The organism is Collinsella sp. TF10-11AT (genome assembly GCF_003437565.1).
Classification (GTDB): domain Bacteria; phylum Actinomycetota; class Coriobacteriia; order Coriobacteriales; family Coriobacteriaceae; genus Collinsella.
Genome location: NZ_QSQW01000003.1, coordinates 13,615 through 34,939 on the forward strand (window position 1 = coordinate 13,615; position 21,325 = coordinate 34,939).

Annotated in this window: 24 protein-coding genes and 1 riboswitch; of the genes, 4 read left to right on the top strand and 20 right to left on the bottom strand. The window is 60.2% G+C overall.

Annotated features, from left to right (window positions below; translation table 11 throughout):
• Positions 1-145 precede the first annotated feature (145 nt).
• The 13 genes from map to yqeB form a co-directional block, all read right to left on the bottom strand.
• Positions 146-934, bottom strand: a complete 789-nt coding sequence (gene map, locus DXC99_RS02795) for a type I methionyl aminopeptidase (protein WP_006235270.1) — start codon at positions 932-934, stop codon at positions 146-148.
• The gene (locus DXC99_RS02800) at positions 931-1,557 is read right to left on the bottom strand and encodes an adenylate kinase (RefSeq protein WP_055252238.1); all 627 of its coding nucleotides are present in this window, start codon (positions 1,555-1,557) and stop codon (positions 931-933) included. Before DXC99_RS02800 ends, map begins: the two co-directional genes overlap by 4 nt.
• 18 nt (positions 1,558-1,575) lie before the next feature.
• Positions 1,576-2,862, bottom strand: coding sequence for a preprotein translocase subunit SecY (secY, locus tag DXC99_RS02805; protein ID WP_035137447.1), 1,287 nt, complete (start codon positions 2,860-2,862; stop codon positions 1,576-1,578).
• Entirely contained in the window at positions 2,856-3,305 is a 450-nt protein-coding gene (gene rplO / locus DXC99_RS02810; RefSeq protein WP_006235267.1) for a 50S ribosomal protein L15, read from the bottom strand. Before rplO ends, secY begins: the two co-directional genes overlap by 7 nt.
• A 3-nt stretch (positions 3,306-3,308) precedes the next feature.
• Positions 3,309-3,491 carry a 50S ribosomal protein L30 gene (rpmD, locus tag DXC99_RS02815; RefSeq protein ID WP_006235266.1) on the bottom strand — a complete coding sequence of 61 codons (183 nt, stop codon included), beginning with the start codon at positions 3,489-3,491 and terminating at the stop codon, positions 3,309-3,311.
• A gap of 2 nt (positions 3,492-3,493) precedes the next feature.
• Positions 3,494-4,018, bottom strand: coding sequence for a 30S ribosomal protein S5 (rpsE, locus tag DXC99_RS02820; RefSeq protein ID WP_055252236.1), 525 nt, complete (start codon positions 4,016-4,018; stop codon positions 3,494-3,496).
• Positions 4,019-4,032: 14 nt separating this feature from the next.
• Entirely contained in the window at positions 4,033-4,401 is a 369-nt protein-coding gene (rplR, locus tag DXC99_RS02825; RefSeq protein ID WP_006235264.1) for a 50S ribosomal protein L18, read from the bottom strand.
• Positions 4,402-4,476: 75 nt separating this feature from the next.
• Entirely contained in the window at positions 4,477-5,013 is a 537-nt protein-coding gene (rplF, locus tag DXC99_RS02830) for a 50S ribosomal protein L6 (protein WP_006235263.1), read from the bottom strand.
• Positions 5,014-5,046: 33 nt separating this feature from the next.
• Positions 5,047-5,445, bottom strand: a complete 399-nt coding sequence (gene rpsH / locus DXC99_RS02835) for a 30S ribosomal protein S8 (protein WP_006235262.1) — start codon at positions 5,443-5,445, stop codon at positions 5,047-5,049.
• A 119-nt stretch (positions 5,446-5,564) separates the two neighbouring features.
• Entirely contained in the window at positions 5,565-5,750 is a 186-nt protein-coding gene (locus tag DXC99_RS02840) for a type Z 30S ribosomal protein S14 (RefSeq protein WP_022094280.1), read from the bottom strand.
• Between the two features lie 79 nt (positions 5,751-5,829).
• Entirely contained in the window at positions 5,830-6,387 is a 558-nt protein-coding gene (rplE, locus tag DXC99_RS02845; RefSeq protein WP_006235260.1) for a 50S ribosomal protein L5, read from the bottom strand.
• 325 nt (positions 6,388-6,712) lie between these two features.
• Positions 6,713-7,756 (bottom strand): XdhC family protein, encoded by a 1,044-nt coding sequence (locus tag DXC99_RS02850; RefSeq protein WP_117583041.1) that lies wholly within the window; start codon positions 7,754-7,756, stop codon positions 6,713-6,715.
• Positions 7,757-7,765: 9 nt separating this feature from the next.
• Positions 7,766-8,560: a selenium-dependent molybdenum cofactor biosynthesis protein YqeB gene (gene yqeB / locus DXC99_RS02855; RefSeq protein ID WP_117583042.1), complete on the bottom strand. Its 795-nt coding sequence runs from the start codon at positions 8,558-8,560 to the stop codon at positions 7,766-7,768.
• 102 nt (positions 8,561-8,662) lie between these two features.
• On the opposite strand from yqeB, the gene yqeC reads away from it, so the two are divergent.
• Positions 8,663-9,400 (top strand): selenium cofactor biosynthesis protein YqeC, encoded by a 738-nt coding sequence (gene yqeC / locus DXC99_RS02860; protein ID WP_117583043.1) that lies wholly within the window; start codon positions 8,663-8,665, stop codon positions 9,398-9,400.
• A 79-nt stretch (positions 9,401-9,479) separates the two neighbouring features.
• Here the strand turns inward: yqeC and hydA are convergent, their stop codons facing one another.
• From hydA to dpaL, 5 genes are all read right to left on the bottom strand, one after another.
• Positions 9,480-10,847, bottom strand: a complete 1,368-nt coding sequence (gene hydA, locus DXC99_RS02865) for a dihydropyrimidinase (protein WP_117583044.1) — start codon at positions 10,845-10,847, stop codon at positions 9,480-9,482.
• Between the two features lie 9 nt (positions 10,848-10,856).
• The gene (locus DXC99_RS02870) at positions 10,857-11,471 is read right to left on the bottom strand and encodes a nucleotidyltransferase family protein (RefSeq protein ID WP_158551618.1); all 615 of its coding nucleotides are present in this window, start codon (positions 11,469-11,471) and stop codon (positions 10,857-10,859) included.
• A gap of 150 nt (positions 11,472-11,621) precedes the next feature.
• The gene (gene ygeW / locus DXC99_RS02875; RefSeq protein ID WP_055252229.1) at positions 11,622-12,824 is read right to left on the bottom strand and encodes a knotted carbamoyltransferase YgeW; all 1,203 of its coding nucleotides are present in this window, start codon (positions 12,822-12,824) and stop codon (positions 11,622-11,624) included.
• Positions 12,825-13,025: 201 nt separating this feature from the next.
• Complete coding sequence (locus DXC99_RS02880; protein ID WP_099432046.1) at positions 13,026-14,411, bottom strand: YgeY family selenium metabolism-linked hydrolase; 1,386 nt, start codon at positions 14,409-14,411, stop codon at positions 13,026-13,028.
• Between the two features lie 237 nt (positions 14,412-14,648).
• Complete coding sequence (dpaL, locus tag DXC99_RS02885; protein ID WP_055252227.1) at positions 14,649-15,863, bottom strand: diaminopropionate ammonia-lyase; 1,215 nt, start codon at positions 15,861-15,863, stop codon at positions 14,649-14,651.
• A gap of 277 nt (positions 15,864-16,140) precedes the next feature.
• Here dpaL and DXC99_RS02890 point away from each other — a divergent pair, with 277 nt between their 5' ends.
• Together DXC99_RS02890 and DXC99_RS02895 are read left to right on the top strand one after the other, a co-directional pair.
• Positions 16,141-16,794: a transcriptional regulator gene (locus tag DXC99_RS02890; protein WP_117629207.1), complete on the top strand. Its 654-nt coding sequence runs from the start codon at positions 16,141-16,143 to the stop codon at positions 16,792-16,794.
• 123 nt (positions 16,795-16,917) lie between these two features.
• Entirely contained in the window at positions 16,918-17,904 is a 987-nt protein-coding gene (locus DXC99_RS02895; protein ID WP_117629208.1) for a hypothetical protein, read from the top strand.
• Positions 17,905-17,941: 37 nt separating this feature from the next.
• Here DXC99_RS02895 and DXC99_RS02900 read toward each other — a convergent pair whose 3' ends face one another.
• On the bottom strand, positions 17,942-19,264 hold the full coding sequence (locus DXC99_RS02900) for an ATP-binding protein (protein ID WP_117629209.1): 1,323 nt from the start codon (positions 19,262-19,264) through the stop codon (positions 17,942-17,944).
• Positions 19,265-19,532: 268 nt separating this feature from the next.
• Positions 19,533-19,623: riboswitch (SAM riboswitch) on the top strand.
• Positions 19,624-19,631: 8 nt separating this feature from the next.
• On the opposite strand from DXC99_RS02900, the gene DXC99_RS02905 reads away from it, so the two are divergent.
• Complete coding sequence (locus tag DXC99_RS02905; protein ID WP_117629210.1) at positions 19,632-20,054, top strand: hypothetical protein; 423 nt, start codon at positions 19,632-19,634, stop codon at positions 20,052-20,054.
• 110 nt (positions 20,055-20,164) lie between these two features.
• On the opposite strand, the gene DXC99_RS02910 is transcribed toward DXC99_RS02905, so the two are convergent.
• Entirely contained in the window at positions 20,165-20,899 is a 735-nt protein-coding gene (locus tag DXC99_RS02910) for a 3'-5' exonuclease (protein WP_158551621.1), read from the bottom strand.
• Between the last annotated feature and the right edge of the window lie 426 nt (positions 20,900-21,325).

Below are 21,325 nucleotides of genomic sequence, written 5' to 3' on the forward strand. Positions count from 1 at the left end.
CAATCATCTTTCTCTAGAAAACGACAGCGATTGAGTATTCTACAATACGCATGCACGTATCGTAATATCTTCGTAATGGCTCCACAACTAAGCGGAACTTGTTACTTTTCAGAAATGTAGATGCCGACGTGTTTGAACGCGGCCCCTACATTTCACCGCCCTGCAAGGAACACCAAGCACCTTGGGCATCCGTGGTGAGAATCACCGGACCGTCATTGGTAATGGCGACGGTATTCTCGTAGTGCGCGGCGGGCAGGTGGTCGTTGGTCGTAACAATCCAACCGTCGGAGCCCGTGCTCACATGGTTGGAACCCATCGTAACCATCGGCTCGATGGCAATGACCATGCCGGCCTGGAGGCGAACGCCCCTCCCCTTCTTTCCATAGTTAGGAACGTTGGGGTCCTCGTGCATCACGCGGCCAATGCCATGGCCCACATAGTCACGAAGCACGCCGTAACCGTGAGACTCGGCGAGGGACTGAACGGCATAACCGACGTCCCCGATATGGTTACCGGGAACAGCCTGCTCGATGGCAGCCTTAAGACAATCGCGCGTGACCTCGCACAGGGCCTTAGCCTCGGGCGTGGGGGTGCCGACGAAAAACGTCCAAGCGTTATCGCCGACCCAACCGTCGACAACGGCTCCCGTATCGATGGAGATGATATCGCCATCGCGCAGGATCATGTCGGGGTTGGGAATACCGTGGACCACGGCATCATTGATCGATGCGCAAATGGTCCCCGGGAACCCGCCGTAACCCTTAAAGGCCGGGGTGCCGCCATGCATGCGGATAATCTGCTCCGCAAGCTGATCGAGCTCAAAAGTCGAAACACCGGGGCGCACCATGGCTCCAACGTGGCGGAGCGCCATCTTAGATAGCGCTCCTGCCTTCTTCATCTGCTCGATTTGCGTTGCAGACTTAATCTTGATCATAGACCGAGAGCCTCTTTGACATCCCCGTACACGGTCTCGCGAGCCTGGTCGCCGTTGACCGACTTGAGCAGACCCTGGCCACGATAGTAGTCGACGAGCGGGCTCGTGGACTTCTCGTAGACGTCGAGACGATTCTTGATGGTCTCGGGCTTGTCGTCGTCGCGCTGATACATCTCGCCGGCGCACTTGGGGCAGGTAGCATCGGCAGCGGTGCCGGTGTAACCACAGGCGCGGCAGGTGCGACGCGAAGACAGACGATCGATGATGACCTCGGGGGCCACGTCGACCAGAAGGGCGCAGTCGATCTCGCGACCCATGGCGGAGAGCTCGGAGTCGAGCGTCACAGCCTGGGCGGTGTTGCGCGGGAAGCCGTCGAGGATGAAGCCCTGCTGGGCGTCATCGGCAGCAAGGCGCTCCTTGACAAGGTCGATCACGAGCTGGTCGGGAACGAGCTCGCCAGCGTCCATGTACTTCTTAGCCTGAATACCAAGCTCGGTGCCACCCTTGACGGCAGCACGCAGCAGGTCGCCCGTGGAAATGTGAGCGACGCCAAACTCGGCGACGAGCTCCTGCGCGACGGTGCCCTTACCGGCACCCGGAGCTCCGAGCAATACGAGGTTCATGAGCAATCCTCCTCTAGCCTATTTAAAGAATCCATCGTAATCATACATCTTGATCTGGCCTTCGAGCTTATCGACCGTGTCGAGCACGACGCCGACCATGATGAGGATGGACGTGCCGCCAAATGCCTGGATCAGATGGTTACCCGTGAAGGAGAAGATGATCGAAGGCACGATGGCGATGAGCGCCAAAAAGACAGCGCTGGGAAGCGTGATCTTGTTGAGCGCGTTCTTGATGTAGGCCGCGGTAGCCCTACCCGGACGGACGCCCGGAATAAAGCCACCCTGCTTCTTAAGGTTGTCGGCCGTGTCATCGGGGTTGAACACCATGGAGGTGTAGAAGTACGCGAAGAACACGATGAGGACAACGTTAAGCACCCAGTTGAGCCAACCGGTCGAAAGCGCAGAGGCAACTGCCTGAATCCAGCCGATGCCGGGGAAGAACACGGCAATCTGAGCCGGGAAGTACAGCAGCGCCGAGGCAAAGATGATCGGCACGACGCCCGCGGTGTTGACCTTGATGGGCAGGTAGGTGGTCTGGCCACCCATCATGCGACGGCCCACGACGCGCTTGGCATAGGAGACCGGGATGCGGCGCTGGCCGCGCTCAAGGAAAACAATCAGCGGGATAACCAGCAGGATGATGGCGCAGATGATCACCATGGTGATGATGCCACCGGCATTACCCTCGGTGCTGGAGAAGATAGCCTGCGGAAGGCCGGCCATGATGTTCGCAAAGATGATCAGCGACATGCCATTGCCGATACCGCGCTGGGTGATGAGCTCACCAATCCACATGATCAGCATAGCGCCTGCGGTGAGCGTACCGACGATCATGAGGTCGAAGATGATCTCGGGAGCGCCGGCGCCATTGAAGCTGATGCCGAAGCTCTTAAAGAGGAAGAGGTAACCCACGGAGTTGAGGATTGCCAGAGCCAGGGTGAGGTAACGCGAATACTGCGTAATCTTGGTCTGACCGACCTCGCCCTCGCGGGCAAGCTCATGCAGGGAAGGCACGACGGCCTGGAGCATCTGGAGGATGATCGAGCTGGTGATGTAAGGCATGATGCCCAGCGAAAACACCGACACATAGCTCAACGCGCCGCCAGAGAAAAGATTCAGGAGGGCCATAGCACCTGCGGCGACCGAATTGTTATCGGTCGAGAAAAGGCCCAGCATCCCCTGGAAGGGAATGCCGGGCACAGGAACGTGCGCACCAATGCGGTACACGACGAGCATAGCTATGGTAAAAAGAATCTTTTCGCGCAATTCTTTGATGCGGAAAGCATTCTTAAGACCATTTAGCACGGCAGCTCGACCTTTCCGCCAGCGGCCTCGATCTTGGCCTGCGCAGAAGCGCTGACCTTGTCGACCTTGACCGTGAACTTCTTGGTGAGCTCACCATTGCCGAGCACCTTGACGGGCTCGAACTCGCTCTTGGTGATGCGAGCGGCCTTAAGAGCGGCACCGTCGATTACGGCGCCGTCCTCGAACTTACGCTCGAGACGCTCAACGTTAACAGCGGTGTACTCGATACGACGGGGGTTGCGGAAGCCCGGAAGCTTGGGCAGGCGCATAGCCAGCGGAGTCTGGCCACCCTCGAAGCCGGCACCCTTGGTGCCACCAGAGCGGGAACCCTGGCCCTTCTGGCCGCGGCCAGAAGTGGTGCCGTGACCCGAAGAATTGCCACGGCCGACGCGCTTGCGGTTCTTGGTGGAACCGGGCGCGGGAGTAAGATCGTGAAGCTGCATTTGCTACTCCTCTACAATCTCGACAAGGTGCTTGACCTTGAAGATCATGCCGCGGACGGACTCGTTGTCAGCAATCTCGCGAACCTCGCGGATCCTGTGGAGACCGAGGGCACGGACAGTACGGACCTGGTCCTGCTTGCAACCGTTGGTGCTGCGGACCTGCTTGATCTTGATGGTGTCAGCCATGCTTAGTTCTCCTTACCGACGAACATCTCGGAGACCGTCAGGCCACGGCGAGCCGCGACGTCCTCAGGGCTGGAGAGCTCCTTGAGGCCCTCGACGGCAGCCTTGATGATGTTGAGGCCGTTGTCGGTACCGAGGGACTTGGACAGGACGTTCTTGATGCCAGCAAGCTCGAAGAGGGGACGCACAGCGCCGCCGGCGATAACGCCGGTACCCTCGACAGCGGGCTTGATGATGATGCGGCCGGCACCAAAGTGGCCGAGAACCTCGTGCGGGATGGTGCCCTGCTCGGTCACCGGCACGTGGAACATGTTCTTCTTGGCATCGAGAGACGCCTTGGAGATGGCCAGGGGCACCTCAGCGGACTTGCCCATACCAACGCCGACGTTGCCCTTGCCGTCGCCAACGACGACGAGAGCGACGAGGCTCATGCGACGACCACCCTTGACGGTCTTCGACACGCGGTTGATGTAAACGACGCGCTCCTCGAACTCGGAGGCCTCGCGCTGCTGCTTCTGATTACGAGCCATGTGCTACATACCTCCTAGAACTCGAGACCGGCGGCACGAGCACCGTCGGCGAGGGCCTTGACGCGGCCATGGTAGATACGGCCACCGCGATCGAAGGCGACCTTGGTGATGCCGGCCTCGATGGCACGCTTGCCAACGAGCTGACCGACCTTCTCCGCAGCCTCCTTGTTCGAGGTGTGGGTGCCCTTGAACTCGGCCTCGAGGGTCGAGGCAGAGACGAGCGTCAGGCTGGAGCCCTTGCTGTCGTCGATGATCTGGGCATAGATGTTGGCGTTAGTACGGGTCACGCGAAGACGCGGACGCTCGGAGGTACCCGAGACCTTGCCGCGAACACGACGCTGACGACGCTTGAGGCCTTCCAGCTTCGCCTTATGCTTGTTCATACGTAAACTCCTAAAAAGGTTGATCTTGCCAGCACCTGACGGGGTGCTGGTCTTATGCGAGTGAGTCGGTTACGACTACTTGGCGGCCTTACCCAGCTTGCGGCGGATGTGCTCGCCAACGTAGTGGATACCCTTGCCCTTGTAAGGCTCGGGAGGACGATGGCCGCGGATCTCAGCGGCGATCTGACCGACCTGCTGCTTGTTGATACCCTTGACGTTCACGTGGGTGTTGTCGGGAACCTCGAAGGTGATGCCCTCGGGAGCCTCGACGATCACGGGGTGCGAGAAGCCCAGGGAGAACTCGAGGTTCTTACCCTTCTGCTGCACGCGGTAACCGACGCCGGCGAGCTCGAGCTTCTTCTCGAAGCCCTCGGAAACGCCAACAACCATGTTGTGGATGAGGGCGCGGGTGAGGCCGTGGCGGGCACGGGTCTCACGCTCGTCGTCGGGACGGGAAACGGTGAGGACGTTGTCCTCGACGTTGATAGCGAGCTTCTCAAAGACATCGAGCTCGAGCTGGCCCTTGGGGCCCTTGACGACAACGTTGTTGCCGTTGACTGCCACTTCGACTCCGGCGGGAATCTGGACAGGCTTATTACCGATACGAGACACGGTGATCTCCTTTCCTTCTACCTACCGAGCGAATTACCAGACGTAAGCGATGATCTCGCCGCCGACGTTGTGCTTGCGAGCATCGCGGTCGGTCATGACGCCATGGCTGGTGGAAATAATGGCGGTACCAAGGCCACCGCGGACGCGGGGCATGTCGGCAACGCCGGTGTACTTACGCAGGCCCGGCTTGGAAATGCGGCGGATGCCGTTGATGACCTTAGCCTTCTTGGGACCATACTTAAGCGTGATGTGCAGAGTCTTCTGGGGAACGGTGTCCTCGACATCGTAGCCCTCGATGTAGCCCTCCTCGTGCAGAACACGAGCGATCTCGACGAGCTTCTTGCTGCTCGGCATGGAGACCGTGGCCTTGTTCACAGAGTTAGCGTTACGGATGCGCGTAAGCATATCTGCGATCGGGTCTGTAAGGTTCATACAGATTCTCCTTCGTTCTTGATGAACACGTGCTCTTGGTTCTTCGCCGCCCTTAACGGCAAAGCCTTTTTAGCGCGTTTTCCCTGTTCCAAACTGATGCTTGAAACGCTGGTAGTGACTTACCAGCTGGCCTTCTTAACGCCGGGAAGCTCGCCCTTGAGTGCAAGCTCGCGGAAGCAGACACGGCACAGGCCGAACTTGCGGTACACAGAGTGCGGACGGCCGCAGCGCTGGCAGCGCGTGTACTCACGAGTAGAGAACTTCTGCTTGCGATTGCACTTGACGATCATCGATGTCTTAGCCACTTATATCCTCCTCACATAGAGTATTGTTCGCCCCAAGCGCCGCCCCCTTCTGGGAACGGCGCTCATAGGGCAGGTGAACCTATTTCTTGAACGGGAAACCGAAGGCGTCCAGAAGGGCCTTGGCCTCCTCATCGGTGTTGGCGGTGGTCACGAAAGTGATGTCCATACCACGCTGGTGATCGACGGAGTCGAAGTCGATTTCGGGGAAGATGAGCTGCTCGGTGACGCCCATGGAGAAGTTACCACGGCCGTCGAAGCTCTTGGCGGAGATGCCGCGGAAGTCGCGGATACGGGGGATTGCGACAGAGGTCAGACGATCGAAGAACTCCCACATACGGTCGCCACGCAGGGTAACCTTGCAGCCGATCGGCATACCAGCGCGCAGGCGGAAGGTAGCGATGGACTTGCGGGCACGGGTGATCATCGGCTGCTGGCCGGTGATGGCGCGCAGGTCGCGCACGGCACCGTCGATGGCCTTGGAATCGGTAGCGGCCTCGCCGACACCCATGTTCACGACGATCTTCTCAAACTTGGGGATCATCATGACGTTCTCGTACTGGAACTTGTCCTGAAGCTGCTGCTTGACCTCGTTGTTGTACTTGGTCTTCAGACGCGGCACATACTTCTCTTCTGCCATTGTTCACTCCTTCTTGGGGTTTTAAGCACGGGGCGTGGCCACGATGGGTTGTCCTCGTGCCTCCTGGCTGCATCCGCGCCGCTCATGGCATTACGCGGTTTGGACTCGACACAGCAGGAGCCGACAAAACAATCGGTACTATACGCGCATCGGGAGCGTTTTTCCAGAAAAACCTCGTCTGCCTGCACAACTCCACAACTCCCCCGCACAAACCGATCCGCATGCGACGGAGGAAAATGACAGTTGCGGTGAAATAGGGACTGTTTGACGGCTTAACTGGCTTAAACAGCCCGCATTTCACCGCAACTTATTGATGGGGATGCGACTAGCGCTTGCGGGGGACGAGTTTGGTGCGGCGCAGGTGGATCATCTCGGCGGCGATGGAGATGGCAATCTCCTCGGGATCCTCGGCCTCGATGGCAACGCCGATCGGCAGGTGCAGCTCGTCGATCTGGTCCTGCGTAAAGCCCTCCTGCTCCAAACGGGCGCGCACAAAGGCCGTCTTGCGGCGCGAGCCCAAGCAGCCCAGATAGGCGGGTTTAGCGCGCATGGCCTGAATCACCACGTCGATATCGGACTTGTGGCCTGCTGTGGCCACGACCACCAAGTCGCGCGGGCCGATGGGGCACTGCTTGCTCAGGTTCTTGTAATCGACCAGGCGACGATCGTAGACACCGGGCACCCATTCGGGCGTCAGCGTGCCGGGGCGGTCATCGCACGCCACAACGGCAAAGCCCGCCGCCGTGAGTACGCGCGCCGTCGCAGCGCCCACGTGTCCGCAGCCAAAGATGTAGGTCAGGCCCTCGGGGCAGAGCGTCTCGATGTGCGCCGGGGGAATCTCGGAGGCGGCGTTGGTGTAGGTGACCTTACTCCCCTCCTCCACCAGCGAAAGCTCGGGGCAGCCCGCAATGGTATGGCGCGATGCCCCGCCATGGTACTCGGCCACATCGCCCTCGAGCGCGTTTGCGATAAACGGTTCAAAGTCGATGACGAAGTCGCCGATGCGTCGATACGCCAAGACGTCGGCAACCGACTGGAACAACAGCACCTGCGATACATCCAGGTGCAGATAGCACAGGCAGATGGCTCCGCCGCAGATCATGCCGGTATCGGAGTTCTCGCCGCCCATGGTGTAGCGGACCAGACGCGATTGCCCTGCGGCCAGCAGCTCGCGCGCCTCGTTCAGCGCAAAGAGCTCGATCTTGCCGCCGCCGATGGTACCTGCTTGGCTGCCATCGGCAAAGACGGCCATCCAGGCGCCCACGCCGCGCGGCGATGACCCTGCCGTGCCGGCAACTACCACCAGCTCGCACGTCTTACCGGCCTTCAGAGCGCCAAGCGCAGCATTCACCACATCGAGCTTTTCCATTGCAATTTCCTATCCCTGGAATACACCGGTGAGCATGGCGAGCGCCTCGAGCACGCCGCCGCCGACCGACGTCGCCTTGTCCGAAATATAGTTGATATAGCTGGCATCGCCGCGCGGGTCGACGTCGGCACATTTAAAGCCCTCGGTCACCTGAACGCCGTCGGCCAAAAGGCCGCGCAAGCAGCCATCGATCTGCGTGCACATGGGCGTATCGCCCGCGTAGCCAATCACGTCCCCGGCGCTCACGATATCGCCGATCGCATGGTCGGACCTAAACACACCGGCAGCGGGGCTGTGGATAACACGTTCCTTGCCATAGCCGGCGATGACACCCGGCACGCCCGTGTTGGGCTGGGGCGAACCTTGGGTAATGACACGGCCGAGAAAATGCCCGCGCATGGTCTCGACCACGGCGTCGCAATCGACCGGCGCGGTAAAGCCCGGCCCCACGGCAATGACGGCAGGCGCCATGTCGCGCGTGGTGCCCAAGTTGCGCTTGGCCAAAATCGCGTCGACCACAGCCGCGGGTTTCAGCTCGCCGAGCATCTTGGCCTGAGGGTCCACCACAACGGCGACGTCTCCGGCCTCGGTAATCTCAAGCGCCTCAGCCGGCGTCTGCGCCAAGCGAGCGCGAATGCCTTCGACCTCGACCTCGCCCAGGCGAATGGCCTCGCAAAAACTAATTGTGCGGCGGATGCACGTGGGAACCGCGATATCGGCCATAACGACCGACACGCCGGAGCGCACCAAACGGGCAGCGACGCCCGTGGCGATATCGCCGGCGCCGCGAACATAAACGAGCATTCCCGGGGCACCTCCCTGTGCTACGGTTTGAGCAGAGCAAAAGCGGTTCGACCGCTGCTCTGATGATTATTTATTATCACAGTATTATACGGCGGTGAACATATGGAAACGGTTAACGGTAATCTTGCCTCGGCGCTCAGGATCGAGCCGGGCATTACCGCGATTATCGGCAGCGGCGGCAAGTCGACCTTGCTCAAGACGCTGAGCCTTGAGCTTATGCGCGCTGGCGGCCGCGTGCTCCTCTGCACCACCACGCATATGTTTCCCGTCGCCGGCGTGCCGTGGGACGGATCGAGCCGTCGTCTGGACGCCGCGCCCTGGAAGCCAGGTGCCCTACACGCCCCAGGCTGCACCTGCGAGGCCTGCGCGGGGCTTGTGCGGGGAAGGATCTGCCAAGCAGGTGTCTTGGACCCCCAGACGGGCAAGCTCTCCTCCCCCGCCGCGCCGCTCGACCAGCTGGCGCAGCGCTTTGACTACGTCCTGGCCGAGGCGGACGGCAGCAAGCGGCTCCCGCTCAAGGCGCACGCCGCCTGGGAGCCGGTAATTCCCGCCGCCACGGCAAACGTTGTCTGGGTCGTCGGCGCCTCGGGGCTCGGCAAGCCCATCAACGAAGCCGTCCACCGCCCCGAGCTCTTCTGCGAGCGCTGCGGCTGCGAGCCCACCGACGCTGCCACCCCAGAGCGCGTCGCCCAGGTGCTCAATGCCGAGCTGCAGATGCTGAACCTCAACAATGCCCGTATCATGCTCAACCAAGCCGACACGCTTGCCGACCCAACAATGGCAGATCGCTTCGAGGCAGCCCTCAACCGCCCCCTCATCGCCACCAGCCTCCAGGGGTAGCAAATTTGGGACGGGGCTCTTTTTGCTACCCCGTCCCAAAAAATCATCTCCCAAATTAGCTACCCCGGCGGTCTTCCCGTTAGCGGGGCACGTAGCGGCCGGGTTGGGCTCCGGTGGGCTCGCCGTCGCGCGCGGCCAGCACGCCGTTCACAAACACGGCCTTGGCGCGGCCATGTGCCTCAAAACCCTCGAGCGGCGTGTAGTCCACAGCCTGATGCTGCATCGCGGCACTGATCGTCCAGCGCGCCTTGGGATCCCACACGCACACGTCGGCATCGGAGCCCTCGGCAAGACAGCCCTTGCGCGGGTACATGCCAAACACGCGCGCCGGGTTCTCGCTCATCAGGCGGCAGAGGTCCTCGGGGCCCAGCTGTCCCTCAAAGCTCGTGGCAATCGCGACGGGACGATGCTCCACGCCGGGCCCGCCGTTGGGAATCGCGCGGAAATCATCGCGTCCTCGGTCCTTTTGCCCGTGCAGGTTAAAGCTGCAATGATCGGTCGCAATAGTATCGATCTCGCCAGCCACAAGCGCCTCGCGCAGCGCGGCACGGTCACCGGCATGGCGCAGCGGCGGGCTCATCACGTACTTGGCGCCCGCAAAGCCGTCCTCGCCCTGCTCCAGATAGCAGGTGTCGTCGAGCATCAGATACTGAGGGCATGTCTCGACATAGATGTTCTTCTGCCCGCGCGCTTTGGCAGCGCGAATGGCCTCGAGCCCCAGCTTGGTCGAAAGGTGCACCACGTTGACCGGAGCGTCCCCGGCCAAGTGCGCCAGATACAGCAGGCGGCTCACGGCCTCGGCCTCACACACGTCCGGACGGCTGAGCGCATGGCCCTCGGGCCCGTGGATACCCTGCTCAAACACGCGCTTCTGCAGCGCGTTGACCAACGTGCCGTTCTCGCAATGCACGCACAGGATACCGCCCACGCGCTTGAGCTCCTCCAGCACCTCGAGCGTCTCGGCATCGTCCAGGCGCAGATGGTCGTAGGCAAAGTAGGTCTTAAACGACGACACGCCCGCCTCGCGCATGGCCGAAAGATCGGCGCGGTTGCGCTCATTCCACTCGGCAAGCGCCATATGGAAGGCATAGTTGGCGGTGCAGGTGCCGTCGGCGCGATGACGCCACTCGACCAAGGCATCGGGCATGGTCACGCCGCGATCGGCCGTCGCGTAGTCCACAATGGTCGTCGTGCCGCCGCAGGCAGCCGCGCGCGTGCCGGTCTCAAAGCTATCGGCTGTCCAATCCATGCCGGTCCAGCACTGCATGTGCGTGTGCCCATCGATAAAGCCCGGGAACACCCAGCAGCCCGCAGCATCCTCGACGGTATCGCCCTCGGCCGGCTCAATCGCCGCGGCAATCCGCACGATCTTATCGCCATCCATGGCAAGATCGGCGCGGCGAAGCCCCTGGGGCGTCACGAGTGCGCCGTTTTTGATGATGATCATAATTGCTCCTTATTGATTGATGCAGTTGGCCACGCGATCAAAATACGAGCAGGCGGCGATATGCTCCGTTATGCGTCGCTGTCCCTTGACGGTATCGACGTCCCACAGCTCGTAGGCACGCGCCTCGACCAGCACCACGTCGGTACGGTCCTTGAGGATCGAACCGCCGCCGTCCTTACCCTCAAGACACATAAGTGCATCGAACAATTCCGCCGGAAAGAGCACCGGGCTCGAAGGCTCGCCGTTGCACGCAAGACGCACCGGATGATTGCGGTCACGCTCGTCAAACGCACGAACCATACCCTCAAAAGAATCCGAACTCACAAGCGGCTGGTCGCCCGGCAAAAAGAGGCAGCCTTTCCAGTTGCGTTCGACTCCCCACGAAAGGCCCGCACGGACGCTTTCGCTGCGCAGTTTGCCATCGTGCAGCACACACGGGCAATGCTTGTCCTCGCAAATCTGGGCGACCTCGGGCCAACGCGTCGAAACCACGACGTCAAAGCCCCGGGGAACCGAATCAATGGTCCGGGCAATCAGCGGCTTGCCATAGATATCGGCAAGCATCTTGTTAGAGCCAAACCGCTTGCCCTCGCCCGAAGCCATAATGACGCAACCAAGTTTCATGGCGATACCTCCCCTGAAGCCATCGTACCCATAACTCGCGTCGCGGGGCATCTACATCGAAAGCGCTTATCCCGCACGCCCACGATGCAAAAAGGGGCACCCCGCCGGTTGGCAGAGCGCCCCCTTTACATGGCTTACCCCAGCGCGGCTTTAGGCCTGGAACCAACGGGCGGTGTTGCGCTCGTCGAGGGCCTTGAGGGTAGCGGCGGGATCGGCAACCTTCTGCAGGAACATCATGGCTGCGATGGCGTACGGCTTGTAGCTGGCCTCCTTGTACATGCCCACGCGGTGCATGTCAAAGACGTCGGCGTTGACCTCGCCGTGCTCGCAGGAGACACCGGAGATGTCGGCGGGCAGCGGGTGCATAAAGATGGTGTCCTGGCCGTTGGCGGTCTTCTCCATGAGCTCGGTCGTGGAGCACCAGTCCTGATGGGTGGCGTTCTGAGCGAGCAGCTCCTTCTCGAGCGCTGCGATGCCGGCGTCGTCGCCCTCGGCGTACAGGTTGGTACGCTTCTCCATGGCGGCAAACGGAGCCCAGCTCTTGGGGATCACGATGTCGGCGCCCTCGAAGGCCTCGGCCATGGTGTTGACCTGCTTAAAGGTGGTGCCGGACTCGGCGGCATAGCCCTTGGCGCGCTCGACGACCTCGGGCATGAGGTCGTAGCCCTCGGGGTGGGCCAGGGTGACGTCCATGCCAAAGCGGGGCAGCAGGCTGATCAGCGACTGCGGGCAGGACAGCGGCTTGCCGTAAGAGGGCGAATAGGCCCAGGTGACGGCAACCTTCTTGCCCTTGAGGTTCTCAAGACCGCCAAACTCGTTGATGAGGTAGAGCATGTCGGCAGAGGACTGCGTGGGGTGATCGGAGTCGGACTGCAGGGAGATGAGCGTGGGACGGTGATCCAGAACGCCGTCCTCGTAGGCCTGCTGGACAGACTCGGAGACCTCGGCCATGTAGGCGTCGCCCTTGCCGATGTACATGTCGTCGCGGATGCCGATGACGTCGGCCATGAAGGAGATCATGGTAGCGGTCTCGCGGACGGTCTCGCCGTGAGCGATCTGGGACTTCTTCTCGTCCAGGTCCTGCAGCTCGAGGCCGAGCAGGTTGGCGGCCTTAGAGAAGGAGAAGCGCGTACGGGTGGAGTTGTCGCGGAACAGGGAGACGGCCAGGCCCGAGTCGAAGATCTTGGACGAAACGTTGTTCTCACGCAGCTCGCGCAGGGCGTCGGCAACGATGTAGAGAGCCTTGAGCTCATCGGTGGTCTTATCCCAGGTGTGCAGGAAGTCGCTGCCGTACATGCCCTTAAAATCGAGGCCGTTCAGCTGCTCGACGAGCTCGGTAAACTTGGCGTCCATGTAAATATCCTTTCCATAGATGAAACGATCGCAATGAGTAGATGTGCTCCGGCATGCGCGTGTGGCTAGAACATGCAGAGCGCTATGACGAGGACCCGCTACCGTTGAGGAAGCATGGGAGATAACGACCGCGGGCCCCAAGTCAACAGGGGGTGCCGGGGACACAGGCTGTCCCCGGCTCAACAAGATCGAGGAATGGGACTAGTCGATCTTGTTGTTGGTCAGACCAGCGCGGAACACGGTAGCGTCGCCATCGGCCTGGCTCGGATCGTAGAGGTTCAAAGCAGCAACATACATGGCGGCAGCGGTGACCAGGTCGTCCTTGTAGGTGACCTCGTTGGGAGCGTGAGCCTGAGACTCGGCACCCGGGCCAAAGCCAACGCAGGGGATGCCATAGCGGCCCTGGATGGAAACGCAGTTCGTGGAGAAGGTCCACTTGTCGCACAGCGGACGGCCGGTGCGCTTGTCCATGCTGGGCTCGCAGCCGATGCGCTCGTCACCGAACATGGCCTTGTGGGCGTCGACGAGGGCCTTGACGTGCGGAGCGGTCTCCTTGTTGATCCACGTGGGGAAGTAAGCCTCGGTCTCGTAGACCTCGCCGGTCCAGGACGGACGGTCGTACATGTACATGGAGACCTTCACGTCGTCGCCGTACTTCTTGGCGGCCGGCAGGTTGCGGATCTCGTCCAGGCAGGACTCCCAGGTCTCGCCGGCGGTCATGCGACGGTCGATGGAGATGGCGCAGGAGTCAGCGACAGCGCAGCGGCTGGGGCTGGTGTAGAAGATCTGGCTGACGGTGCAGGTGCCGCGGCCCAGGAAGCGGGCGTCCTCAAAGTGCTCGGGGTTGTACTTGGGGTCGAGCATCTTGACGAGGCCCTTGATGTCGGTCGACTCGTCGCAGCCGTTGTTGTTGAGGGCGCGGACGTCGGCGATGATGTCGGCCATCTTGTAGATGGCGTTGTCGCCGCGGTCGGGAGCGGAACCGTGGCAGGAGGTGCCGTGAACGTCGACGCGGATCTCCATGCGGCCGCGGTGACCGCGATAGATGCCGCCGTCGGTGGGCTCAGTGGAAATGACGAACTCGGGCTTAATGCCGTCCTTGTTGTAGATGTACTGCCAGCACATGCCGTCGCAGTCCTCTTCCTGGACGGTGCCGACGACCATGATCTTGTAGCCCTCGGGGATGAGGCCCATGTCCTTCATCATCTTGGCAGCATAGGTAGCAGAAGCCATGCCGCCCTCCTGGTCGGAGCCGCCGCGGCCGTAGATGATCTCGTCGGTTTCGTAGCCCTCATAGGGATCGGCATCCCAGTTCTCGATGTTGCCGATACCGACGGTGTCGATGTGGGAGTCGATGGCGATGATCTTGTCGCCCTCGCCCATAAAGCCCATAACGTTGCCCAGGCCGTCGACCTTGACCTCGTCATAGCCAAGGCTCTCCATCTCGGCCTTGATGCAAGCGACAACCTCACCCTCCTCGCAAGACTCAGAGGGGTGGCTAATCATTGCGCGAAGAAAACGCGTCATATCAGCACGATGGGACTCAGCCGCAGCCTTAATGGCATCAAAATCGAGTTCTTTAGTCATAACAGTCAACCTTTCTACAAGGGTTTACCTACAGGTAGATATTTCAGATAGATCACTTGTGCCAAGCGGCGTGAGGTTGAGCACCCCACAAGCAAGTAACCATAGGAGGCGGACGGAGGACTTTGCTCCGTCGCGAGTTCCGCACGAGCCGGAGAGCACTTAATGTGCTCTCCGTGCGAGCAGGACTGTCCGAGCAGGGAGTAAAGTCCTCCGGCTGCCTCCGGACAGGTCAGTCTGCTAGCAAGTGGGGTACTCGCCCTCCCAGACGATGCGACGGTACTGATCCGGGTCCGTGTCACCTTCCGTGGAGAAGCAGAGCACGGAGCTTGTCTTGTCCAGACCGATGAGCTCTTTGAGCTCGGCGTACTCGGGATCGAGCATGAGGGTCTCGACCAGGCCGGTGGTCACGGCGCCGGACTCGCCGGAGATGACGCGCGGGTCGCCCTTCTCGGGAGCGCCCAGGGTGCGCATGCCGCGAGCGGTGACCCAGTCGGGGCAGGACACGAAGGCGGTGGTGTGGTTGCGCAGGATATCCCAGCCAAGGATGTTGGGCTCGCCGCAGCACAGGCCGGCCATGATGGAGGGCATGTCGCCGTCCACGATACGCGGGTCGCCGTCGCCGGCGGCAGCGCCCTTGTACAGGCAGGCGGCCGGTGCGCACTCAACCACGACGAAGGTGGGCGGGTTATCGGGATACAGGTTGGTGAAGTAGCCCACCACGGCGCCGGCCAGCGAGCCCACGCCAGCCTGGACAAAGACGTGCGTCGGGCGGTTGATAGCCATCTCGCGCAGCTGCTCGGCAGCCTCGGAAGCCATGGTGCCGTAACCCTCCATGATCCAGGACGGGATCTTCTCGTAGCCCTCCCAGGCGGTGTCCTGAACGATGACGCCGCGCTCGCAGGCGTCGGCCTCGGCGGCGGCCATGCGCACGCACTCGTCGTAGTTGACCTCTTCGATGGTCACCGTGGCGCCCTCGGCGGCAATGTTATCGAAGCGGGGCTTGGTGGAACCCTTGGGCATGTGCACGACGGCCTTCTGGCCCAGCTTGTTGGCAGCCCATGCCACGCCGCGGCCATGGTTGCCGTCGGTGGCGGTAAAGAAGGTGGCCTGGCCAAAGTCCTTGGCAAGCTGATCGGAGGTCAGGTAATCGAAGGTGCACTCGGCAACGTCCTTGCCGGTCTCGTCGGCAATGTAGTTGGCCATGGCAAACGAACCGCCCAGGACCTTAAAGGCGTTGAGGCCAAAGCGATAGCTCTCGTCCTTAACGCACAGGTTGGACAGGCCCAGGCGCGCGGCCTGGCCATCCAGGCGGGCAAGCGGAGTGACGGTGTACTGGGGGAACGACTGGTGGAAGGCGCGGGCCTTCTTCACGTGGTCGAGGCTCATGATTCCCAAGTGCTTGTCATCGCTCTTGGGCATCGTGTTGCCCGCCCACTGGATCTTATCGGCCATACGGTGAACTCCTTAAGTTCTCTCTTGCCGGCCCCCGCATACGCGTTTCAGCCCGATCCCATTCACACGGCTGAACTTTTATGTGGATGCCAAACAAAAAGTTTGTTAGCACTGTTCTATCACACTTTTTGATTGGAAAACATAACAAATTGTTTGTTGCCGTAATCGGTACCTTTTCGCCGCCGAACGGTCACATAACGCAGCGACGCTTTCGTTATTTGCGAACAAGTGTGGTTTATGGCAAAGTGAGCCCAAACTAATTTTTAGGAAGGCACCCATGACCCCCGCACAGATTGAGTTTTATAAGCGCCTTGCACACGGCCTGGCGCTCCAATTTGGCCCCAACTGCGAAATCGTCGTCCACGACCTGGAGACCGAGGACGTGGACCGCTCCATCGTAGTGATCGAAAACGGCCACGTCAGCGGGCGCAAACTGGGTGACGGCCCCAGCCATATTGTGCTTGAATCCATGCATGAGGGCACCGCCGACGTGCACGACCGCGAGCCGTACCTCACCAAAACCGCCGATGGCAAGCTGCTCAAATCGTCGACGATCTTTATCCGCAACGACGAGGGCAAGCCCGTCGGCATTTTGGGCATTAACTTTGACATTACGCTCATGAAGGCTTTTGAGCGCTCGCTCGATGCCTTTACCGGCACCGGCGGCACGGGCTACACCGAGCCCGAGCCCATTACCAAGAACATCGGCGACCTGCTCGAGGACCTGCTGCACGAGTGCGAGCAGTTTGTGGGCAAGCCCGCGGCGCTCATGACCAAAGACGAGCGCATTCGTGCCATTGGCTACCTCGACCGTCGCGGCGCCTTCCTCATTTCCAAGTCGAGCGAGCGCGCCTGCGAGTTCTTTGGCATCTCCAAATACAGCTTCTATAGCTACCTCAATGAGGCCAAGGCGGCAGCAGGCGACAAGTAGGCACTCGCCTGGATTGCCCCTCCCCTTTTGGGCGCGAGTTCTGGAAAGCATGAATCCAAGACCGAGCCGCTTGGAAAGTTCCATATAATCGATGTCATTAGTATTTCGAAAGGGTGGAACAGAATGGCGTTGAGCAAGGCATCATGCACCGGTCGCGGATTGATTCCGGCAATTGGTGGACATGTGCACCGCATGTTCGATGAGGGTGAAGACGACCTGTTTTCGCTGAGCCTTGACGACGTGATGGATGATCGCCCGTGGACCGCCGACGAACTCATGGGCGGTGGGGCTCGCCTGTCAAGCCCCAATCCCGCACTTGCGCCTAAGCCCGCATCTGCGCCGACTCCTGCGCAGCCGCCTGTTTCGACGCCCGCGTCTACGCCCGCACCCATTTCGGCGCCCACACCCACTCCCCGCCCCGCAAGCGACCCGTCCGAGACGGCGGCATTTCTCGCTGCAGCGACGCAGGGCAAATCGGCCGACAGCACCGTTATGTACAGCGCCCAGCAGTTGCCTGTTCCTGCGGCACGCAAGCCTCCGGTCACAAGGCTCGATGAGCCCGTTGCCCATCAGGTTGCCTACGATTCCTGGGCTGCAGCCGATCTGGATGAGACCTCTACCGACATGCCGGCGCTCGACGTTCCAGTTAACCCGCTTTTTGCCGCCAACACGAGCGCCGCGGACTATGAGGGCGGTGCGGCATATTCCGATTATTCCGATGGCTATGCTGGCACCGATCGCATCGAGACCGAGGATTATGGCACCGCATCGAGCGATTATCTCAACGATCCGTACGCTGCCACGCCTGCACCGGAATATGACCCGGAGGCCGCGTCCGCGCCGGCGTATACCAAAAGCACGGGCGAAGAGCGCTTCGCCGATTATTATGCCGAGGAAAAGGCGCTGCGTTTTTCGGAATTTCCGCAGGCAGTCAAGGTTGCCTTTATCGCCATTGTCATTGCCCTGCTCGGTGTCATTGCGTTTGAGGGATTCCGGCTGTTCTCCGGCCCCACCCAAGCGGAGTCGGAGACCCAGCAAAAAGAGGACGATAACGAGTATCTGGACATCAACACCCTCAAGGGCGACCCCAACGACGGAGACGACGAGTAGCGAGGGTTAAGGGAGGGCCGGAAGAGCCGGCGGCATGTTACGGCTCCAAAAGCCCTGCCATAAAGATGGGCAGATACAGCACGTCACCATCGCGGTGAAGATTACATTCCGCAAGTACCAGGGCGCGATCGATTCCGTAGCCCTTCGTCGCGAGCGCGTTGTCAAGCGCCGCATGGGACTTAAAGCTCTTGCCCGACTTGACCTCGATGGCAAGGACCTCCCCATCGAGCGTCTCCTCCACAAAATCGAGCTCGCCGACTTTTTTAGACGTAAAGTAGCGCAATCTGAATCCGTGGGCTTTGAGCTCTTGGGCAACGAAGCCCTCAAACGCCGCCCCCATGTTCATGCCAAAGGCGTCTTCCGCCTCCCCATCAAAAACGCCTTGGGCGACCCTTTTGGAATACGACGACATGAGCATTCCGGTGTCCAAGTAAAACAGCTTGAACAGATTTCGTTGCTCCCCCAATAAAAGGGGTGCCACGGGCGCCGTTATGTTATACACGGGAAGCGCGACACCCGCCTCCGATAGCCAGAGAAAATGATCTGTCACCTGCGAAAAACGTTTGACACCGTTAATCGATGACAGTTTGAATCGCTTGTTTTTGGAGCCGGCCTCGCTGGGAATCAGATCATAGATATCGCGAATAACCAAGCGTAGCTCAGGCGGAGCGTACTTTGCGATGTCATCGCGATACAGGGCGTGAAGATCACGATGGATGTTTCGAACCTCGTCGACATTGCGCGTCGCCAAGAAGGAATTGACCGCATCGGGCATGCCTCCCACCACCACATACTGATGGAACAGATTGAGCAAGCGGTCATACAGATAGCCGGGGAGCTCCCCTTCATCCTTTAGACAGCCCCTGAGCATGTCAAACACGCTGGCACCAACGCCATTTGCCCAGCAAAACTCCTCAAAGTCGAGCGGGTACATCTGGACCTGCTCGACATACCCCACCGGCAGGGAATCGATGCCCTCGAGCTCAACGCCAAGGAGCGATCCGGTAAGGATGTATCGAAAGTCGCCGCGCTGGACCAGGTATTTGATAAACGTCACCACGTTGGGGCATCGCTGCACCTCGTCGATAACCACAACGGTCTTGTTCGCAACCATCGGCTGCGTCGCAGCGATAGACATGCGCATGAGCAGGTCATCCGCGCTTTTTGCCGCCAAAAACGAATCGCGCACGGACGCGTCGGCGATAAGGTCGAACGTCACGACATTTTCGAACGATTCGTTTGCAAAGACGCTGACTAAATATGACTTTCCCACCTGTCGGGCGCCCTTGACCAAAAGAGCCTTGTTAGGCGACGAGGCAAGCCAAGATTCAAACTGTGCTTTCGCTTTTCTCTGTAGCATAAGCGTACCCCTTATTACGTGCTGTTTTAGCACTAGGATACACTTTTCCGTGGTTGCTAGGTGCTTATTTCGACACTTTTCCGTAATTTGGGCGGCTCGAATTTGACACTTTTTCGTACTATTTTACGGCTGATTTCGACACTTTTCCGGATGTTTGCCGAATAATTGCCGCGCAATCAAGCGCCGTCTGTACATCATTTCGCAGGCGGCGCTTGATTTGTGTCCGCGCGCGCTGATAGACTTCCTCTTGTCCGCAAGGAGCGGGCGCGTTTTATCCAGAGTCGGGGTAGAGAGTTGGCTCCACGATCCCGACGCCAACCGGCCAAGAGGCACGGTGGCCCTGCCAACATCGATGAAAGGAGTCCGTATGGACAATTTCTCTGTGCGCAGCGAGCGCAACTTCCACAACCTGGCAGCCAAGCCAAAACAAATACATCTTCTGGACGAGCCGAGAGGCTATGCCTCGGCCATGGTCAAGAACAGCCTCTCCCACCAGATGCGCTTTACGGTTCAGAAGCTCGAGGAAGAGCTCTGTGCTGCTGGCAATCCACATGTGTTGAAGATCAAGCTGCTTGGAGACGACTCGCGCGAGCCGTCGAGTTGGAAGCTGTTTGCCGACGGCGAGTGCATCGCGGACGGCTCGGGTGACTTTGCTCGCGAGTGCTTCTGCGAGAGCGCCAAGGTATTCCTGGATCTGTGTCGCGATGCCGTCGACGCGGCCGAGCTGCACCAATGGAGCCAGAGGGAATACGAGCTGCTGAGCGCGGCGCGCGGAATCGCGAGGGTGTAGGCAGACAGACCAGACAGCTCGTCATACTGATTGACGCTTCGATTCAAACAGCAGGGCGGAGTCGCGCTTACAGCCCCGCCATGCCAAACCGAATGGCGTTCTCAAAAGGCCTACCTCCCCTCCGCCTTCAGCTTCAGCAGCAGGTCGCCCAGTTCGGGGCACTTGCTGGAGAGGCACGTCTGGGCTCGCTCGCCCATCCCCCACCGCTGGCGGATCTCCTGGGCGTGCGGACTCACGCGATAGTCCCCCTCCATCATCTGCTTGAGCAGCTTGGCGGTCACGCGTGCATCGGCCAGAGCGCTGTGGGCATGGCCCGTCGACTCGTCGAACTCGATGCCAAACCACGTCACCGCGTCACTCAAAGAGACGCACCCGTGGCTGCCCACATCCATAATCGAGGTGTAAAACGCCTGCAGGTCGGCCCAGTCCGTAGGAAATACGGAAAGATCGATATGCTTTGCCTGGCACTCGGTCAAAAGCTGTCGACGATCCGCCCCGCTCCAACAGACCACCTGGGCGGAGTAGCGACCGATCCAATCGCTGAGCCTTTTGATCACCACGTAGAGCGGATCGGCCATCGCGGTGTCCACGGCCGATATCCCCGTAAGCTCGCGGACGGGATACGCAACGCCTTCGGTAAATTCCGTCTGCACAAACTGTGAGAACTCGCCCATAACGTTGCCGCGGTAATCGAGCTTGACGGCGCCGACCTCGATAATCTCGTTGCGCAGTCCACGGCGCTGGCGCTGCTTTGGCACCGGCGCAAACTCAAAGTCCAGCACAATCTGGCGCGCAAAGTTCGTCGTATCGATAGCCGAGATACACGGCGTCTTTTCAGCTGACACGGTTAGGGCCTTTCTCCGTTGCCTGCCGTTTGCTACATAGGCGGCTACATTGCCGTAAGGATAGACGCCCGCGCGGACATGAAAGCGGGACGCAATGCCATGCGCCAGGCACTCGCCACACAGACGGCCCCCAAGGGAGTTGCCCGCTCTATTCAAATGCATGAAAAAGATTTAGGCCCGGTGACTTGAATCAGCGGTCATCCCGGGCCCATCAGAGCTCACAGAGCTCTTGGTTGCTTTGGTCTTGCTCTTCACGGCGCTTATCGAACTTTCCGAGGCACTCAAGCAGCATTCGAAGCATAACAAGTCACTGCCATTAAGGCACTGACCTCTTGACCAAGCAACGGCGCTGCCCAGCTCTCCAGAACTTGGGCTGCCGTCGACTTTATTCTATCCGCGAGCATCTGGTTTACCAAATGGATTTTC

What these genes read in the sequence shown, in the direction of transcription:
- map (WP_006235270.1), bottom strand. Translation starts at nt 934, where the DNA reads ATGATCAAGATTAAGTCTGCAACGCAAATCGAGCAGATGAAGAAGGCA.
- DXC99_RS02800 (WP_055252238.1), bottom strand. Translation starts at nt 1,557, where the DNA reads ATGAACCTCGTATTGCTCGGAGCTCCGGGTGCCGGTAAGGGCACCGTC.
- rplO (WP_006235267.1), bottom strand. Translation starts at nt 3,305, where the DNA reads ATGCAGCTTCACGATCTTACTCCCGCGCCCGGTTCCACCAAGAACCGC.
- rpmD (WP_006235266.1), bottom strand. Translation starts at nt 3,491, where the DNA reads ATGGCTGACACCATCAAGATCAAGCAGGTCCGCAGCACCAACGGTTGC.
- rpsE (WP_055252236.1), bottom strand. Translation starts at nt 4,018, where the DNA reads ATGGCTCGTAATCAGAAGCAGCAGCGCGAGGCCTCCGAGTTCGAGGAG.
- rplR (WP_006235264.1), bottom strand. Translation starts at nt 4,401, where the DNA reads ATGAACAAGCATAAGGCGAAGCTGGAAGGCCTCAAGCGTCGTCAGCGT.
- rpsH (WP_006235262.1), bottom strand. Translation starts at nt 5,445, where the DNA reads ATGAACCTTACAGACCCGATCGCAGATATGCTTACGCGCATCCGTAAC.
- rplE (WP_006235260.1), bottom strand. Translation starts at nt 6,387, where the DNA reads ATGGCAGAAGAGAAGTATGTGCCGCGTCTGAAGACCAAGTACAACAAC.
- DXC99_RS02850 (WP_117583041.1), bottom strand. Translation starts at nt 7,756, where the DNA reads ATGGAAAAGCTCGATGTGGTGAATGCTGCGCTTGGCGCTCTGAAGGCC.
- yqeB (WP_117583042.1), bottom strand. Translation starts at nt 8,560, where the DNA reads ATGCTCGTTTATGTTCGCGGCGCCGGCGATATCGCCACGGGCGTCGCT.
- yqeC (WP_117583043.1), top strand. Translation starts at nt 8,663, where the DNA reads ATGGAAACGGTTAACGGTAATCTTGCCTCGGCGCTCAGGATCGAGCCG.
- hydA (WP_117583044.1), bottom strand. Translation starts at nt 10,847, where the DNA reads ATGATCATCATCAAAAACGGCGCACTCGTGACGCCCCAGGGGCTTCGC.
- DXC99_RS02870 (WP_158551618.1), bottom strand. Translation starts at nt 11,471, where the DNA reads ATGAAACTTGGTTGCGTCATTATGGCTTCGGGCGAGGGCAAGCGGTTT.
- ygeW (WP_055252229.1), bottom strand. Translation starts at nt 12,824, where the DNA reads ATGGACGCCAAGTTTACCGAGCTCGTCGAGCAGCTGAACGGCCTCGAT.
- DXC99_RS02880 (WP_099432046.1), bottom strand. Translation starts at nt 14,411, where the DNA reads ATGACTAAAGAACTCGATTTTGATGCCATTAAGGCTGCGGCTGAGTCC.
- dpaL (WP_055252227.1), bottom strand. Translation starts at nt 15,863, where the DNA reads ATGGCCGATAAGATCCAGTGGGCGGGCAACACGATGCCCAAGAGCGAT.
- DXC99_RS02890 (WP_117629207.1), top strand. Translation starts at nt 16,141, where the DNA reads ATGACCCCCGCACAGATTGAGTTTTATAAGCGCCTTGCACACGGCCTG.
- DXC99_RS02895 (WP_117629208.1), top strand. Translation starts at nt 16,918, where the DNA reads ATGGCGTTGAGCAAGGCATCATGCACCGGTCGCGGATTGATTCCGGCA.
- DXC99_RS02900 (WP_117629209.1), bottom strand. Translation starts at nt 19,264, where the DNA reads ATGCTACAGAGAAAAGCGAAAGCACAGTTTGAATCTTGGCTTGCCTCG.
- DXC99_RS02905 (WP_117629210.1), top strand. Translation starts at nt 19,632, where the DNA reads ATGGACAATTTCTCTGTGCGCAGCGAGCGCAACTTCCACAACCTGGCA.